Origin of the sequence: Sphingobium sp. TB-6, from assembly GCF_012927365.1 — a bacterium.
GTDB lineage: Bacteria > Pseudomonadota > Alphaproteobacteria > Sphingomonadales > Sphingomonadaceae > Sphingobium.
This window is the reverse complement of sequence record NZ_JABBGL010000009.1, coordinates 17,668-34,678: the sequence shown is the minus strand read 5'-3', so window position 1 is coordinate 34,678 and position 17,011 is coordinate 17,668. Positions and strand designations below refer to the sequence as shown.

Annotated in this window: 16 protein-coding genes; 1 reads left to right on the top strand and 15 read right to left on the bottom strand. The window is 65.1% G+C overall.

Features of this window, described 5'->3' with window-relative positions:
• Positions 1-28 precede the first annotated feature (28 nt).
• The 13 genes from HHL26_RS13770 to HHL26_RS13710 form a co-directional block, all read right to left on the bottom strand.
• Positions 29-790: an A24 family peptidase gene (locus tag HHL26_RS13770; RefSeq protein WP_066555860.1), complete on the bottom strand. Its 762-nt coding sequence runs from the start codon at positions 788-790 to the stop codon at positions 29-31.
• Positions 787-1,509, bottom strand: coding sequence for a type II secretion system protein N (gspN, locus tag HHL26_RS13765; RefSeq protein ID WP_087574148.1), 723 nt, complete (start codon positions 1,507-1,509; stop codon positions 787-789). Before gspN ends, HHL26_RS13770 begins: the two co-directional genes overlap by 4 nt.
• Entirely contained in the window at positions 1,506-1,994 is a 489-nt protein-coding gene (locus HHL26_RS13760) for a type II secretion system protein M (protein WP_066555856.1), read from the bottom strand. The genes gspN and HHL26_RS13760 overlap by 4 nt, the downstream gene beginning before the upstream one ends.
• Positions 1,991-3,109: a type II secretion system protein GspL gene (gspL, locus tag HHL26_RS13755; RefSeq protein WP_066561536.1), complete on the bottom strand. Its 1,119-nt coding sequence runs from the start codon at positions 3,107-3,109 to the stop codon at positions 1,991-1,993. The genes HHL26_RS13760 and gspL overlap by 4 nt, the downstream gene beginning before the upstream one ends.
• Positions 3,106-4,095 (bottom strand): type II secretion system minor pseudopilin GspK, encoded by a 990-nt coding sequence (gene gspK, locus HHL26_RS13750; protein WP_066555854.1) that lies wholly within the window; start codon positions 4,093-4,095, stop codon positions 3,106-3,108. The genes gspL and gspK overlap by 4 nt, the downstream gene beginning before the upstream one ends.
• Complete coding sequence (gspJ, locus tag HHL26_RS13745) at positions 4,088-4,726, bottom strand: type II secretion system minor pseudopilin GspJ (RefSeq protein WP_066555852.1); 639 nt, start codon at positions 4,724-4,726, stop codon at positions 4,088-4,090. Before gspJ ends, gspK begins: the two co-directional genes overlap by 8 nt.
• Positions 4,726-5,088 carry a type II secretion system minor pseudopilin GspI gene (gspI, locus tag HHL26_RS13740; protein ID WP_082748478.1) on the bottom strand — a complete coding sequence of 121 codons (363 nt, stop codon included), beginning with the start codon at positions 5,086-5,088 and terminating at the stop codon, positions 4,726-4,728. Before gspI ends, gspJ begins: the two co-directional genes overlap by 1 nt.
• Positions 5,081-5,530, bottom strand: a complete 450-nt coding sequence (locus HHL26_RS13735) for a GspH/FimT family pseudopilin (RefSeq protein ID WP_335339801.1) — start codon at positions 5,528-5,530, stop codon at positions 5,081-5,083. The genes gspI and HHL26_RS13735 overlap by 8 nt, the downstream gene beginning before the upstream one ends.
• Positions 5,531-5,621: 91 nt before the next feature.
• Positions 5,622-6,095 (bottom strand): type II secretion system major pseudopilin GspG, encoded by a 474-nt coding sequence (gene gspG, locus HHL26_RS13730; protein ID WP_066555850.1) that lies wholly within the window; start codon positions 6,093-6,095, stop codon positions 5,622-5,624.
• Between the two features lie 10 nt (positions 6,096-6,105).
• Positions 6,106-7,323: a type II secretion system inner membrane protein GspF gene (gene gspF / locus HHL26_RS13725; protein WP_066555848.1), complete on the bottom strand. Its 1,218-nt coding sequence runs from the start codon at positions 7,321-7,323 to the stop codon at positions 6,106-6,108.
• Entirely contained in the window at positions 7,316-8,863 is a 1,548-nt protein-coding gene (gspE, locus tag HHL26_RS13720; RefSeq protein ID WP_269465591.1) for a type II secretion system ATPase GspE, read from the bottom strand. The genes gspF and gspE overlap by 8 nt, the downstream gene beginning before the upstream one ends.
• The gene (gene gspD / locus HHL26_RS13715) at positions 8,860-11,046 is read right to left on the bottom strand and encodes a type II secretion system secretin GspD (protein ID WP_066555844.1); all 2,187 of its coding nucleotides are present in this window, start codon (positions 11,044-11,046) and stop codon (positions 8,860-8,862) included. The genes gspE and gspD overlap by 4 nt, the downstream gene beginning before the upstream one ends.
• Positions 11,043-11,873, bottom strand: coding sequence for a type II secretion system protein N (locus tag HHL26_RS13710; RefSeq protein WP_066555842.1), 831 nt, complete (start codon positions 11,871-11,873; stop codon positions 11,043-11,045). Before HHL26_RS13710 ends, gspD begins: the two co-directional genes overlap by 4 nt.
• A gap of 169 nt (positions 11,874-12,042) precedes the next feature.
• Here HHL26_RS13710 and HHL26_RS13705 point away from each other — a divergent pair, with 169 nt between their 5' ends.
• Positions 12,043-12,690 carry a 2OG-Fe(II) oxygenase gene (locus HHL26_RS13705; RefSeq protein WP_169576144.1) on the top strand — a complete coding sequence of 216 codons (648 nt, stop codon included), beginning with the start codon at positions 12,043-12,045 and terminating at the stop codon, positions 12,688-12,690.
• Positions 12,691-12,692: 2 nt separating this feature from the next.
• Here the strand turns inward: HHL26_RS13705 and HHL26_RS13700 are convergent, their stop codons facing one another.
• Entirely contained in the window at positions 12,693-14,132 is a 1,440-nt protein-coding gene (locus HHL26_RS13700; RefSeq protein WP_066555841.1) for a CHAD domain-containing protein, read from the bottom strand.
• Between the two features lie 156 nt (positions 14,133-14,288).
• The gene (locus tag HHL26_RS13695; protein WP_066555839.1) at positions 14,289-16,973 is read right to left on the bottom strand and encodes a TonB-dependent receptor; all 2,685 of its coding nucleotides are present in this window, start codon (positions 16,971-16,973) and stop codon (positions 14,289-14,291) included.
• Positions 16,974-17,011 lie beyond the last annotated feature (38 nt).

Below are 17,011 nucleotides of genomic sequence, written 5' to 3'. Positions count from 1 at the left end.
ACCGCATCATGAAAATTCTCTGCGCGGGTCAGGCTCCTGCCCCGGTGGCCAGCACCGAAAGCCACCAGCCCGGAATGGCCGCTGCGGCCAGAAAAGTCCCTAGAGGTACCCGCGTTGCGCCATCGACCGTCCGGCCCACCGCCATTGCCGCCAGGACCGCCAGCAGCCCCAGACTTGCCGCCAGCAACAGAATGAAAGGCAAGGCCTGCCAACCGAACCAGGCGCCCAGCGCGCCCAGCAGCTTGGCGTCTCCCAACCCCAGCCCTTCACGCCCCCGCAACCGCCGATAGCCAAGCGCGACGAGCAACAGCGCCAGATAACCGACCATAGCGCCAATCGCCCTATCCCCCATCGTCGCCCCGGTGGTCCAAAGCCCGATGGTGAAGCCCAGAAACGCCAGCGGCAAGGTCAGCGCATCGGGCAGCCAGAAATGCCGCTTGTCCAGCACCGCCAGCGTCAGCAACAGCCAGCCGAGCAACGCCCATCCCATCCCGCCAAGCTCAGGCGAAAAGCCCAGGGCAAGCGCACCGATGATCGCGCACCCCGCCTCCACCCGCCCATGCAGCGGATCGATCGGCGCGCCGCAGGTCCGGCAGCGCCCCCGCTGCACGAGCGCGCTCACCATGGGAACAAGGTCGATCACACCCAAGACCCGCCCGCACTCGTCGCAGGCCGACCGGCCATGCGTGATCCCGCGGCCCCGCGGCCAGCGCAGGATGAGCGTGGCCAGGAAGCTCCCGGCAATGGCTCCCGCAATGCCGCCCAGCAGGGCGGGAAAGGCCTGGATCACAGCGTCCCTTCGACCTTCAGCACGCGCACGCCGCCGCCTTCGACAAAACCTGCCTTGGCCAGAGCGTCTCCCAAGGTCGTGTCCGCCGTCTCCACCCGCATTTCCGCCACATAGCGGCCGGAGCGCCAGATGCGCAGATTGACCTTCTCCAACCCCGACTGGCTCACCAATGGCAGCAGGAGCGCATCGCCATCGCAACTCACCACGCCCGAAAGACCCTGCGACAGATTAAGCCCCGGAAATTGCCCCGCCATCTGCGCTCGCACCCGCCCCTCCGCATGGCCGCAACGATCGCCGGAAAACCAGGCCGACACATCTTCCATGACGAAGCTGTTCACCGGCAGCGGCGCGAATGTCCGTCCCAGCGGCACCGCGCCCGTCATGTCATCGATGCCGATCCGCCCCAAGCCGACCGTCAGTGCGCCCGCCACATCATCAGCCGCGCCGTTGCGCCGCCAGATATCGAACCGGGCCCGTCCAACCAGCAAGGAAACAGGCGACAAGCCGGCATGAACCGAACCCAGCGAAGTCGTCCCCAACATCAGCCGGTCGATCCCGCCGCTCCACACCGTACCCTGCACTTCCCGCGCAGCGACGCCCAATCGCTCCAGCCCGGCCATGCCAAGCGCAATCCGCATCGGCAGGAAAAGGATGAAGCCCAGGGCAAAGAGCAGGATTAAAGCCATGCGTATCCGGCGCGAGAGCGACAAACCCATCATTGCCCGCCGCCCCGCACCAGCACCGCCTGCACCGACACGCTGCCCGCCGTCGGTGATGGCCGCGCGCTCATCGTTTCGACCCTCACGCCCTGCGCCTCCAGCGCTGCCAGCCAGGAAAACAGCGCCACCGGGCGCACCGAAGCGATCGCCATGTCCAGCCGATCCGCCCCCTGCGCCTGCGCGCGTTCCAGCGTCAGCCCGGCCTCGCCCGCGCTCTGCCCGATGAACTGATCCAGCGGCACGCCCGTATCCGCGATTCCGGCTGCACGCGGCAAGGATTTCAACAGCTTCACCCTGGCCCGGATCACCGCGTTGCGATCAGTCGCCTCGCGCAGCGCATCACGGGCCGAACGCTGCGCCGCATCGAGCGGAAGAAACACCCCCAGCCACAGGATCACCACCGCCAGCAACCCGAACATCACGCCCAGCATCCACTGCTCGCGCGGGGATCGCTCGCCCCAGAGCACTTTCAGACGTTCCATCATGATCGCACCGTAATGTCAGCCAGCATTCGCCCGCCGGGGTCTTGCGACGGCGTCGCCGTGATCGTGAAGCCCGCCGCCTGCAAAGCCAGCAACACGCTGTTGATGTCATCCATCTTCGCCGCCGCTAGCGTCGCCCGGACCATGCCGTCCGGATCACGGGACAGAGCAGTGAGCGACACCCCCGGCACATCCTGCATCGCGTTCAGCACCGCCGCGACCGGCGCGGTGAAGGCATAGCCTCCCGCGCCGCGAGCGGCGAGCTGGCGGTCCATCTCGGCCTCCGCCTGAATCAGTTCGGTCGCGCCGGGCACCACCTGCCGCGCCAGCGCCAGGCTTTCCGCATCCAGCCCGCTCGCCGCGAAATGCTGCTTCGTCAGGCCAACCAGCGCGATCAACAGGCTTACCAGAAGGATCAACCCGCTCCACAGCACGATCCGTGCCAGCGTCCGCTTGTCGAACGACCGGCGCACCCTTTTCGCGAAATCACCCTGCCTCAGGTCCAGCGGCGGCGCGTGCAGCGCAGCAATCGCCCGCGCATCGATCTGCTCATGCGGCACATCCCGCACCACCGCATCACCGATCAGCTCCGGCAGCGCCAGATCGCCGGCCAGTGCCATATCCATACCGCGCAGCACCGGCGCGCCGCCAATGATCCCGCGCAGGAAGCCATGCTGCGACTCCGGCAGCAGCAGCGGCGCAGGGACGATGATATCGGGGTCCAGCCCATGATGCTGCGCCCAGAGCAGCCAATGCTGCATATCGGCCCGCGCCGCTACGGCGACCAGATGCGGCCTTGCCGGATCGTCATTCTCATTGGCGGCCGCGAAAAGCTGATCGGAGGGCACGATCCCCTTCGCCAATGCCGCCAGCCGCGCCGCCGCCCGTCCCTGCCGCACAGGCAGATCGGGATAATGCCCTTCATGCAGCGTCACCAACGCGGCCGGCGGCACCAGCATCACCGTCATGTCGTCCGGCAGCGCCGCCAGCCCGCAGGCCGCCAGCCAGTTCGCTCCCTCGCCTGTCTGCACCACGGCGCCGTTCGCTACCCGCATCCACAGCGGCGCGCCCCCCGGCTCCCCGGCCAGCGTCACGATCAATCCTTCGGCCTGGTTCACGCGCCGGCCCCCCAATTGCGGCGTATCAGCGTAGCCGGACTTTGCCGCGCATCGATCAGCGCCCGTTCGACCACCTGCGTCCCCCCAACATCCACCGACACTTCCACTCCGAAAAATCCCGTCGTCAATTTGACCTGGTTCGCCACTTCTTCCAGCGGGCTCAACCCTGCCAGCGCGGGCACGGCCCAGAACGCCACCGTACTGCCGTATCCCTCCGCAGGCCTCTGCGCCAGCAATTGCCGCGCCTGCGGGACGCTGAGCTGTCCCTGCATCAGCATGGCGAAGAGCGGCGCCTGATTGGGCAGCAAGGTGTTGATATTGATAGGCGACAAATCCGCCGTCGGCAGCGCGCACACCCAGGGCCGCGCCAGATCGTAGATCGCTGGCGTCACCCCGTTCACCGCCCGTAACTCGCTGGGATCGACCATGAAGCGGTTCGCCGTGCGATAGGGCCGCGCCGCCCGCGCATAGGTCTCATCCTCCGCCCCGCCCGGCTGGGGCACGCTGTCGGTATCGATCCAGTCGGCCAGCGAAGCCGCCGCCACCTGCGCCTGCCGCGCATCCACGCCCAGCGCCTGCAAAAGCGCCTGGAACTGCGACACCCCCACGGGCCGGACCTTCAGATCGGCCTCATTCTCGCCAGCGACCACGCTGTTGAGGTTGAAGCAATTGCCGCCGTCCGTCACCCGCGCCGTCGCCATCCCACCCGGCACGGCGATCGCCTGAGGCGTCCCCATCCAGTTCCCGGCCAGCGTCGTCTTGCCCGGATTGGCCGCCACCAGATCACCGATCCGCAGGCGCGCAATCTCCGCTCCGGCATCGGCAAAGGCGCGCGCCTGATCGACCGCGCCGCCATTGCCCGTCATCCGCGTCGCCAGCGCCAGCCGCTCCAGCGCGGTCGCTGCGACCACCGCCATCACCGCCACCAGCAGCAGCACCGTCAGCAACGCCACGCCGCGCTCGCTCGCTTTCCGGGGATCAGCCACCGACGGCCTCCCCTTCCAGCTTCTCCACCGGACCCGGCCCGACCAGAAAGCGCAAAGTCACCGGCGGCTCGCCCGTCCGCGTCACCATCATCTCCACGGCGCGCGGCATCAGGTCGGGCTGGGTCGGCGCCCAATCGTCTCGCCAATCGCCCTTGGCATCGCGAAAGCGCAGCGCGACATTTTCGACATGATCCAGCAGCGCCGCCGGTTCATCTCCCGCCGCGCCATCGACCTGCGCATAGGTCCGCCGCTCCAGCCGCCCTTGCCGCACCCAATATTCGACCTTCTGCAAGGAAGGGCGCGGCAGATCGCCCAGATTGTCCCAGCCACCGCGCACGAATTGAAGCAGGGGGACGCTCTCGCCCTCCCGATGCGACCAGAAGGCTGGCGCGAGCGTCCCCGCCTCGGTGCGGCTGATGCGTGGCACCGCCTGCCCCAGATCGGCGGCCAGAGCGCCGCCCGCCCGCTGCACCGCCGCCATATCGTCCAGTCGCAGCTTGATCTGCGCCTGCGCCGACACGCTGTTGCCGAGCAGCAGCACGCCCGCCGCCGCCAACATGGCGAAGATCATGAGCGCAACCAGCAGTTCGATCAGCGTAAAGCCAGCCCCATCATGAGCGAATGTGCGCATCACTGCACCACCCGCACAAAACTCAGCACGACCGGCGAGGATCCCGCCTGCCCATCTACCGCCAGATTAACCTGCAACAGCCGCTTGTCATCGGTCACCTTGACCTCACGCGTCCAGTGCCAGCGCCGCCCGCCATTGTCGACCTCGCCCTCCTCGCTGCCGAGCGAAGGCGGCGCGGGATCGGTCTGCAACTCGACCATCAGATTGCGGGCAACGATCTGCCCCATGGCCTTGCTGTCGAGGTCCGCCGCCGTGTGGAGCGTCACCCCCTGCAAGCGCACCAGCGCCAGCGCGGCAAGGCTGAACACCGCCAGCGCGACGAGCATCTCCAGAAGCGTAAAGCCGTTGGCGCGCTTACCCACCGACAGCCACCTTCCCGGCCATATCGACCGTCACCGATACCCGCTCGCCATCACGCGCCAACGTCACCGTCATCGGATCGGTCGGCAGGCCCGTGCCGTCAAAACCGATCTGTTGTCGCCCATCCTTGCCGACCAGAGCCCGCGTTCCCGCTTTCCAGTTGGCGGTGACGAAGGGTTTGTCCTCCAGCGGCACCCATTGCGCGCCATCGCGGCGCTGGAAACCATAACCCGAAGCCGAAACCCACACCCCCATAGGGCGCGCAGTGACGACCGCTTCGTCGCGCGCGGCGGCAACACGCGCGGCGAAGCGGTCGGCATCCTCGATCACCCGGCCACGCGGATCGGGCATGGCGAGCACGACCGCAGCCGAAATGAAGCCGATGATCGTCAGTACGACCATCAGCTCGATCAACGTGAAGCCGTGTTCGGCGAAGCGTCTCAAAGACTCGAAGCCGTGTTCGGCGGAACGTCTCAAAGGCCCGAAGCCGTGTTCGGCGGATCGCCTCAAGGACTTCAATCCTGACGGCGAGCGATCAAAGCTCGCTGGAATAGATGTCGGCATTCTCATTCTCGCCGCCTGGCTGGCCATCCGCGCCCAGCGAACTGATGTCGAACGCGCCCTTCCGCCCCGGCACCGCATAAATATAGGGGCGGCCCCAGGGATCGTTCGGCAGCTTCTTGATATAGCCTCCGCGCCGGTAACGCTGCGGCTGGGCGAGTGAAGCGGGCGGGCTGATCAACGCCGGCAAGCCATCGGTCCCCGCCGGATAGGTCAGATTATCCAGCCGATATTGCTCCAGCGCCTGCTCGATGGTGGCGATGTCGGCCTTGGCCTTCTCGACCCGCGCCGTATCGGTCGCCGGGATGACGTTGATCGCCACGATCGTCGCCAACAGGCCGATGATGACGATGACGACCATCAGTTCGACAAGGGTGAAGCCACTTTCTCCATCATTTTCGTCATCCCCGCGAAGGCGGGAATGACGGAGAGAGAGGAATTTACGCATAAACACTCCTTCAGGCCCCGGTAAGGCTCTGCAATTGCAGGATGGGCAGCAGGATGGACAGGATGATGACGGCGACGATTCCGCCCATCAAAATGATGATGACCGGCTCCAGCAGGGCGAGCGCGGTGGAGGTGAAGCTGTCGAATTCCCGCTCCAGATAATCCGCCGCCCGCTCCAGCATGGTATCCAGCCGCCCCGCGCTCTCCCCGCTCGCCGCCAGATAGACCAGCAGCGGCGGAAACACCCCCCCTCGCCGCAAAGCCGCTGACAGGCTGCCACCGCCGCGAATGGCCTCGACAATCTCCTCCGAAGCCTGACGCAGCACCCTGTTGTGGACGGTCTGGGTGGTCAGCGACAGCCCCTCCATCAGCGGCAAGCGACTGGCGACCATGGTCGAGAGCGTCCGCGCCATCCGCGCCGCGTGAAGATCCCGGATCAGCCGCCCCAACAGCGGCAGACGCAGCAGCATGGAATCAAAGCGATAGCGAAAATTCTCGACCTTCAACGCCCGCCAGAAGCCCAAACCCGCCAACCCGGTCAGGATCAGCAACAGCCACCAGTAACCGGCAAGAAAGGCCGAAATCCCCATCACCATCCGCGTCAGCAACGGCAATTGCTGCCCGACCGTATCGAACTGCTCAACCACCTTGGGCACGACGAAGATCATCAGCGCCGCGACCACGCATACCGCAAAGGCCGCCAGCACGCTGGGATAGGCAATGGCGGTCAGCACCTTGGACCGGATCACCGCCTGCCGTTCCATCAAATCCGACAACCGCTCCATGATCGTCGGCAGGCTGCCTGAACTTTCACCCGCCGAAACCATCGCGCGATAGAGCGGCGGAAAGCTTTTTGGTTCCGCGCCCAGCGCATCCGCCAGCCGTCGCCCTTCCAGCACGCCCGAATGCACCTTGGCGACGATGGCGCGCACATGCGCCTGCTCGCTCTGCCGCCCGATGGTGCGCAGCGCTTCCTCCAGCGGGCTGACCTGGATCAGCGTCGAAAGCTGCCTCGTGAAGAGCGTCAGTTCCTTGGCCGACAGGCGCGGCGATCGCAGCGACAACCCCGTCCGCTTGCGCGCCCGCTCGACTGCTCCCGGCTCAATCCGGACGATGAACAGCTTGCGCGCATCCAGCCGGGCACGGGCATCATCCATCGTGTCGGCCTTGACCCGCCCCAAGCGCTCCTTCCCCGCGGGGTCGATCGCAATATAATCGAACTCAGCCATCAGCGATGGTTTCCGCCTCCGCCGCATCGCGCCGCGACACACGGATGGCCTCCTCCGCCGTGGTCTGCCCGTCGCGCACCAAAGCCCGCGCCGCCGATCCCAGATTGGGCGCATTCAGGAAAGCATGGCGCGCGATCAGCGATTCATCGCCGCCGTCATTGATCAGCCGCCGGATGGTATCATCCACCCGGATCGCCTCGAACACGCCGATCCGGCCTTTGTACCCGGAGCCATTGCACTCCTCACACCCACGCGCCCGGTAGATGATCGTGCCGGGATCGAAGCCCAGCAAAGCGCTGGCCGACTTGTCCGCCTGCACCGGCTCCCGGCAATGCTGACAGAGCCGCCGCACCAGCCGCTGCGCAATGACCGCGCGCAGGGTCGAGGCCAGCAGAAACGGTTCCACCCGCATGTCGCGCATCCGGGTGATCGCGCCCACGGCATCGTTGGTATGCACGGTCGAAAGCACCAGATGTCCCGTCAGCGAAGCCTGCACGGCGATCTCCGCCGTCTCGCGATCGCGGATTTCGCCCACCATCACCACATCGGGATCCTGCCGCAAAATCGCCCGCAACCCTGCCGCGAAGGTCAGCCCGACCTTGGCATTCACCTGTGTCTGCCCGACGCCCTCGATCGCATATTCGACCGGATCCTCGACGGTCAGGATATTGCGCGTCCCGTCATTGAGCTGCCGCAGCCCTGCATAAAGCGTCGTCGTCTTGCCCGACCCCGTAGGCCCGGTGACGAGAATGATGCCATTGGGCTCCTGCAAACCTTCCCGGAAAATCCGGTCCGGAGCGCCCGTCATGCCCAGCAGGTCAAGGTTCATGCCCGCATTCTCCTTGTCGAGAATGCGCAACACCACCCGCTCTCCCGCCCGGCTCGGCAATGTCGACACGCGCACGTCGAGCAGTTTGCCGCCCAGGGTCAGCCCGATCCGCCCATCCTGCGGCACGCGCCGCTCGGCAATATCGAGCCGCGCCATGACCTTGATGCGGCTGACGACGACCGGCGCGACATGCGGCGGCATGCGCAGCGTCTCACGCAACACTCCATCGACGCGCATCCGCACGATCAGGCCCGTCTCATAGGGCTCGATATGAATATCCGACACGCCCTGCCGCGCCGCCTCGGCAATGATACCGTTGATCAGGCGAATCGCGGGCGCATCGTCGGCGCTGTCGAGCAGATCGTCGGCGGTCGGAATATCGGCGGCGAGAATGTCCAGTTCATCCGCTCCCACATCGAGCGAACCCGCCATGGCGGCGGCGCTGCCCTCCATCGCATAATGATCCGACAGATGCCGGTCGAATTGCGGCGCATCTACGAAACGGACATCGAAGCTGCGCGCCAGATGCCGCCGCACTTCCAGCAGCACGCGCGGATCGCTGCCCTCGCGTACCGCGATGGTCAGCCGTTCTCCCTCCAGCGGCAGCATGACGACGCCATGCTTGCGCGCAAAGACATAGGGTATGTCGACCGCACGCGGCGCCATATGCGGGGGAATGGGATCAGGCTCTTGTCCGGCTGCTTCAATCACCGTTTCTCTCCGCCTGCAGGGCGTTCGAGCGGACGCACGACGCCGCTCGATTGGCGGGCGGTCGGCTCGATGATTTCGGCCGGCGGCTGCACCACCGCATCGCCCGGTTGCGGCGTGGCGGCGGGCGGCGTCGCGCCCATATAGTCGCGCACCAGCTCATCGATGCTCGGCTCCTGATCCGGATTGCGCTGCAACTGCATGCCGCGAATATAGCCGTAGCGCTGCTGCGTCAGCTTTTGCGCGTCTTCCTTGGAGCGCAATATGGTAGGCCGGATGAAGACCATGAGGTTCGTCTTCGTCCGGCTCTTGCTGCGCGACTTGAACAGCTCGCCAATGCCGGGAATGTCGCTCAGCAGCGGAATCCGCTCGATCGTCTTGCGCTCATTGTCGTCCAGCAGGCCGCCCAGCGCCAATATCTCGCCATCATCGACCGTCACGGTCGTCTCGATCTCGCGCTTGTTGATGATGAGGTCGCTGTTGCCGTTGGAAACCGGCCCGGCGACGCTCGACACTTCCTGCTTCAGAAACAGCTTGATCGCGCCGCCGGTGTTGATCTGGGGCTTCACCTCCAGCTTGATGCCGACATCCTGCCGCTGGACGGTGCGGAACTGGTTGTCGAAATTCTGGGAAAGCGCCTCGCCCGTCGTGACCGGCACCTGCTGGCCGACCAGGATGGACGCCTTCTGGTTATCCAGCGTCATCACCGAAGGCGTGGACAGGATATTGCTGTCGGTATCGGATTTCACCGCATTGATGATCGCCCCGAAAATCCCGTTCCTGCCCAGCGAGGTCGCTACCCCGCCAAAGCCGCCCGTCGCATTCATCAGGCTGTCGACCGCCGCCTGTTGCAGCGTATTGGCAAGGTCGCCATTTTCCCGCGTCCTCGTCTCCGTCCGGGTACCGTCCGGCGCCACGACGGTCGTCGTCGTCTCGCCCAGCCTGTCGGCCGCAATCGCTCCCGCCAGCGTCAGGATATTGGGCGAGGCATTGGAATAATTGGTCGCAGCAAAGCCCGTCTTGGTGCTGCCGATCAGGAATTGCACGCCCAGCTTCTTGGCGGCGGCATCACTGATCTCGACGATGATCGCCTCCACCAGCACTTGCTCGCGCCGCGTGTCGATCTGGCGGATCGTCTCGCCCAGCATCCGCTGCACGTCGCTATTGGCGGCGACGATGATCGCATTGGCGCCCTCATAGCGCGTCACGATCGCTGGGCCACGGGTTGAAATTCCGCTCCCGCCAGCCCCACCTGCACTCGCCACCACCGACGAAGCGGCAGCGGGCACTGCCGAAGGCGCCCCTCCCGCCGCCGGCGTTGAAGACATCACCGCCGAACTGGTCGATTGCCCGACAAGCTGCTGCAACACCGGCAAAAGCTTTTCGGCATCGGCATGTTCCAGCCAATAAACCCGGATCTCGGTCCCGCTTGCCGCCTGCCGGTCAAGCTCCCGCGCCATCTGCGCCAGCCGCGCTACCGTCCCGGCGTCGCCCCGGATCGCGACGGCATTGCTGCTATCGATCGGCACGATGGTCGCGGGCTTCGCCGCCCCCTCTCCACCCGTCATCACCAGAGCCTGCAAAGAGGTCGCAATTTCCCGCGCCCCGGCATTTTTCAGCACGACCGTGGTGGTCGAGGCCGTATCCCGGTCGATCCGCGCAATCACCTGCCGGATACGTCCAATATTGTCGGCATAATCCGCCACGACCACGCTGTTTCCGGCCCGGTTCGCGGTCACCGATCCGTCCTTGCTGACCAGCGGCCGCAGCGTTTCCAGCGCGCTCGCCGCATCGATGGAGCGTAACCGGAACACCTCCGTCACGAACTGGTTTCGATTGGCCGCCCGCCCGACGGCGCTAGGCTGTCCCGCCGCGCCATCCGCCGACTGAATCCGATAGGCTCCGCCCGGCGCCGGAACCGCCACCAGCCCATTGGCGCGCAAGGTCGACAGGAAAATCTCGAAATATTCGGACCGCGACAGGGGCCGATCAGTCACGACCGACACCTTCCCCGCCACGCGATTGTCGATGATGAAGGTCCGCCCCGTCACCCGCGCCGCGTCCTGGATGAAGGCCCGGATATCGGCATCGCGCACGTTCAGCGTCTGCTGCGCCATGACCGGCGATGCGATGGGAGCCGCCAGAGCGAGGGCCATGGCGGCGGAAAGAAGCAATTTTCTGGTCATTGGCCTTGCAGTGTCAGATTGACCGAAGACGTGGCAGCGCCGCGCTCCACCGTCAGGGAAATACGCGCGCCCGGCATGATCTTGCCTTGCAACGCCTGAAGATCGCTCACCGATCCGACCGGCTGGCCGTCGACCTGGGTGACGATGTCGCCGGGCTGGAAACCGGCCTGCTGGAAACCCGGCCCCTTGGCGGTCAGGATAAGGCCGGTGACGCGCCCATTCTGCATCCGGGGGGTGTAGCCGACGTCGCGCTTCAATATGTCGGCGGTCGGATTGTCCATCCCCACCACCGCCGAGGGCAGCGAGCCCGCGGGCGCTCCACCGTCCGGTATGGCGGTCGGCGCGGGCTGCGACTGGTCGAGGAACACCTGCTCCTCCGCCCCGCCGCGATCGATGGTGATATGATCGAAGGCCACGGCCTTCAGCACCACTCCGGGCATGATCTCCTCGCCCACGGCAAAGCTGTTCTGCACCCCGTCCGGCCCGGCGACGATGGCCGAACCCAGCCCGGACCCTTCGTTCAACCGAATGCCGTAAACCGTCAGCGCCAGAGAGGTCACGACGCCCCCGCCGGCCTGCTGCGGGCCGCCGCGATAAAAAGGGTCGAAGCCAGAAAACAGCGCCTGCCGCTCCGCGACGGACAGGAAGCGCGCCTGACGCCCTTCCCACGGGCCGAAGCTGCCGGCGGGCGTCAGCACCGCCCAGACCAGCGCCGCACATTGCAACGCCAGAAAACCCAGCAGCAGCTTCTCGACCAGCGACAACCAGTCGATGGGCCGCAGCCGCCCGCTCATAGTCCGGATATTGTCGCCAAAAGCCACACGCATGCGCGTCGTTCATCCCCCTTGATATCTGCGCCTGCTAGAAAATTGGTTTTACTGCCGGATGACACTATTGTGACGCTTTAATGACAATCGCAACGCCGGAAACGACGGTGCTTGCATTTCGCGCGGCCAGCGATAGCAACGGGCGCAGTTTCCGCATCCTGGACCCATGATGGCCAACAGCCCCCCTCCATCCGCCCCGGACGCCGATCCGGCCTGGATCGCCGCCCATCCCCGCGTCCAGCGCGTCCCCAACCGCGATCTCACCCTGTTCATTCAGCGCAATTTCCTCTCGGCGGAGGAATGCGCGAAGCTGATCGAACGGATCGACGCTCACAGGCGCCCTTCCACTATCGCGGACGCCAATGGCGACGGATATTTCCGCACCAGCGAGACATGCGACCTGGACGCCGCCGATCCGTTCGTCGCGACGATCGACGCGAAACTGGCGGCCTTTGCAGGCATCGATCCCGCGCATGGCGAACCGATCCAGGGCCAGCGCTATGCCGTGGGCCAGGAATTCAAGGCGCATACCGACTATTTCGAACCAAAAGGCTCCGATTTCGAACGCTTTTGCACGGTCGCGGGCAACCGCACCTGGACGCTGATGGTCTATCTCAATGAACCGGCGGCAGGCGGCGCAACCCGCTTCGTCAAGATCGGCAAGACGGTGCAGCCCGAAACCGGCAAGCTGCTCGCCTGGAACAACCGGCTAGGTCCGGGCGAATATAATTCCGCCAGCATTCATCACGGCATGAAGGTCCGCAGCGGCGTCAAGCATGTCATCACCAAATGGTATCGCGAACGGCGCTGGACCTGAATTCAGCGCCAGAAACGCGGAGCCTCCACCAATTGCTCATGAGCGTCGGCCGCCTCGGCAATCAGCTTGCGCTTCTTCTTCGGCCGGGCCTGCATCCCGTGCTCGCCGTTCAGCCCATAATGCGCCAACAGCCCCGGCGCTGCGACCAGATCGTTCAGTTCGCCCAGACCTGTCTGCACCTCCTCCAACGCAGCGATGAACTTCGCCTGCCGCCGCCGCTGTCTCCTACCCGCGAATAGCCCGGCGAAAAATTCGGAGGCATATCGCAGCTTCTTCGCATCCTTGCGCACTTCATGACGCGCCTCGTCGGTCAGCTTCGCAAGATGCGCGCCCTGCTTCGCGATCCGCTTGTGCAGCCGCTGCAACCGGCGCGCGGCGAAGTCCACGGCCGGCTCAGCGCGCTCGCCCTCAGCCTGTCCCATCCCCAATGTCAGCCATTCGACCAGATCGATCAGCAACGTCCGCACCCGCGCCGATTCAAGCCATTGCCTGACCCGGCCATGCGCTTCTGTCCGCGCGGCATCCAGCCGGTCGCGCAGATCGCCCTCCTCCGCCCGATCCGCCAGGACATCCAGATTGCGCGCCTCGCCCAGCATGGCCGCCAACCATTTCAACTCGCCCTGAAAGCGCGCAACGTCCGCCTCCTCCAGCATCGGCCTGAACAGCCAAAGGGCCGACCGCAGACGCCGGACCGCCACCCGCGCCTGATGCAGCGCCCTGGCGTCATAATGATCGAGCAGCAGCGCCTCGTTCAGCCGATAATGGCGCAGACAGCTTCCGGCGATCCGTGAAAATGCCTCCTCCGCCGTCATCGATGGGTCCAGCGCCACCGGCTCCGCCTTGACGGAGGCGGCGACCGCATCGCGCAGCCGATATCCTCTTTCGGCCTTGGTCAGCACGCCGGGCCGCACCGGAATTTCGGCATCGATCCGCCGCGCCAGGAGGAAGAGGGCATCCGGCGCGCCCGATTTCAATTCCAGCTCGACCTCACAAATCGCCGCCTGCCGGTCCCCCGCGCTGGCCTGCCCCCGGTCGAGCACCAGTTCGATGACAGCCCCATCCTGCTCGACGATCCATCTGCGCCGTTCGACATCGACATGAAAGGCCGGTTCGATGGCATGCACTGCCTCCCCCAGCAGCGCGGCGACCGGCGTGCGCGCATCCAGAACGGGCACGTCGTCCGCGACCGGCATTTCCCACTCCGCTCGGGCGAACAACCCCGCCCCGCCTTTCCCGTCATCCTTGACCGTCTGGACCCGTGCACCGTCCGCCCGCCGGATGCGAAGGCTCATCCCACGCCCCGCCAGATCCCGATCGGCTGTGTCGAAATAGATCGCGTGCAAATGCGCCACGTCGCTGTCCGCCGGAAGAAAAGCCAACAGTCCGAACGCGTCCGCCGCGTCAGGCGCCAGTTCCAGCTTCAGTTCGACTTCCCGTTTCACGCGCCGCCGCCTCCGCGCACTCCATGGTCATGACCGATGGAGCGGAGCCTTTACCATGAACCGGTTGCGCAGGCGAATCGTTCCAGAATCAGAACGGCCGACCCGCCAGACGCGGATCGGCCGTTCGATGCCTTGGGAGCGAAGTAAGAACTACGCCTAGAAAGCGACCGTCAGTGAGGCGGCTATGGTCGTGCCGATCTTATACCGGTTATAGAACACCTTGTTGCCGTCCAGTTCCTGAAACTCCTGGAATTTCCGGCCGGTGATGTTGCGGGCCTCGAACTTGAACTCGCTGTTGATCCCGCCCGGCAGTTTCACCGCCTGACGCGCCACGAAATCAAGGGTCAGGCCCGGCTTTTCCTTGATGTCGGGCTGAAGGTTCGGCCCACGACTGGTCACGCGTGGGCTGGCATAGGTCAGCAACAGCGTCTGCTGCGACAGCCTGTCGGTATCCTCCAGACCGATCTGGAAGTTCACCAGATGATCCGACTGCCCGGTCAGCGGCACGCCATCCTGGAAATAGTCCGATGCCGCCGGTAGCGCGCCGGTGGTGTAGCTATAGGGAATGGTGGTGTCGCCGTCGCTGACCTTCAGCTTCGACTGGGTATAGGTATAGTTGCCGATCAGCACGATCCGGCGGCTCTGGAAGAAGGCGGCATCCGACCAGCCGTCCAGCGGCAGATATTTCTGCGCCTCGATCTCCGCGCCATACAGTGTCGCTTCGGGCGCATTGGCGAAGCTGGTGGTCACGTCATATTTGTCGTTGATCGTGGTGTAGGTTTCGATCGGATTGTCGATCTTCTTCCAGAAACCCGCCAGCGTCAGCCGCTCGTCGCGCCCCATATACCATTCGGCCCGCGCTTCGGCATTCCACAATATGCTGTCCTGCAGGAACGGGTTGCCGCGATAGAAGCGGTTGGATTCCGTGTCGATATAGGGTTGCGCGATCAGTTCGCGGAACTGCGGGCGGGCGATGGTCTTCGACCCGCTGATGCGGAACTGAAGACCCTTGGCCGCTTCGAACGTCACTGTCGCGGCGGGCAGCCAGTAGCTCTTGTCGATCTTGTTCACCGGCGTCACGCCCGTATTGTAGACGTCGATGCCCGTGACCGACTGCTTGCCCTTTTCATAGCGCACACCCGCATCAACGGTGACGCCCGGCACCAGCTCCGCCTTCACCTGGCCATAGCCGGCATGAACGCGCAGCGCGGCGTCATAGACCGGATAATTGCCCGAGAAATCGAGCAGCGTCATATCGTAAAGCTGGATCGCGGCGTCCGACAGAAGATAGTCGGGCCGCATCTGCTGCGCCCCGATCGGCAGGTTGGTCGCATCGAAATGCAGTTCATAGCGGGACGAACTGCGCTTCGTATCGCTAAAGGCATAGCCCGCCGTCAGCGTCAAGGCAGGCGAGAATTTGTAGCTGAGGTCAGCGCCCGCCGACCACAGATCCTCGGTCAGATCGCTGAAGGTGATCGACGCGTCGCCCCGCTGGCGGTTGAGCGCGTTGATGAAGCGATCCCCCACCGGATCGATGGCAAGGGGGCGGTTGGTCCGCACATATTCGAACTCGCGCTCATAGGGCGCCTCGCGCTGCGAATTGGCATAGCCGCCGCGCATGTCCAGGCTCAGGGCATCGCCCAGCTTGAACTCACCGACCAACTGCGTGTCGATCAACTGCCGTTCATACCAGGCGGTGTTCTGCTTCATATAATCCGCGCCCTCGATCTCGCCATTATTCTGGCCGAGCGAAAGCGCGCCGCGCTTCAGCGTGTCGCGGATATAGACATTGGTCCAGCGAATCTTCTGCTCGCCCAGTTCCAGCCCGACGCCGAACAGCGCGTTTACGGTGATCTCATTGTCCGTGTTGACCTGCGTGCCGGTCTTGCCGGGCGCCTGGCTGAGGTCGGTCGATGCTTGCTGGAGCGTTTCGCGCGTCCGCCACTTGTTGCTGTAGGAGGCGGTCAGCAACAAGCCCATGCGCCCGTCGCTGCCAACGTCGAAGGAGGTGCCGCCGTTCAGCGACCCGGAGAAATTGAACGGCAGGCTGTTGGTCCGCTGCAACACGGAGGTCTTGGCGTTCAGGAACTGCATCGAGATCGCCTGCAGGTCGCCACGCGGAATGTTCGAGAAGGGCACGCCGCTCTTGAACGCCTCCGCCAGCAGCGGCGGCACGTCGCGGGAACTGTCGTCGAAGCCGGTCCAGTCCGACTTGGCGCCATAATAGGTATAGCCGAGCTGACCCGACGTCTCCGTATTGGCCGAGCTGCCGACGCTCAGTTCCAGATAGCTCTCTACCGGAATCGCCTTGGTGGTGAGGTTGATGACGCCGCCGCCGAATTCGCCGGGGAAGTTGGCCGAATAGCTCTTCTGCACCAGGGTCGAGGCGATGACGCTGGTCGGGAAGATGTCGAGCGGCACGACACGCTTCAGCGGTTCGGGGCTGGGCAGCGGCGAACCGTTGAGCAGCGCCAGCGAATAGCGGTCGCCAAGGCCGCGCACATAGACATAGCCGCCCGACACGACCGAAAGGCCGGTCACGCGCTGGAGCGAACCAGCGATATCGCCCTCGCCCGTGCGCTTGATGTCGGCGGCGGACAGCACGTTCACCACCTGCGGCGCTGCCTGCGACACATTGCTGGTGCGGCGGCCGGTGACGATGATGTCGGAACCGGGGATGGAAACGTCGATCCGGCCGGCCTGCGCATCTTCTTCCTCGGATTGCGTGGGCGTGCCGGAGGTGACAGGCGGCGTGGGCGCAGCGTTCTGGGCCATGGCCGCAGGCGCGACCAGCGCGGTGGAAATCAGGAGCAGGCGCGCCATGTTCAGCGGCTGTGACATGAAAATGTCCCCCAAAGGAAATTCAGTGCAAAGAAGGC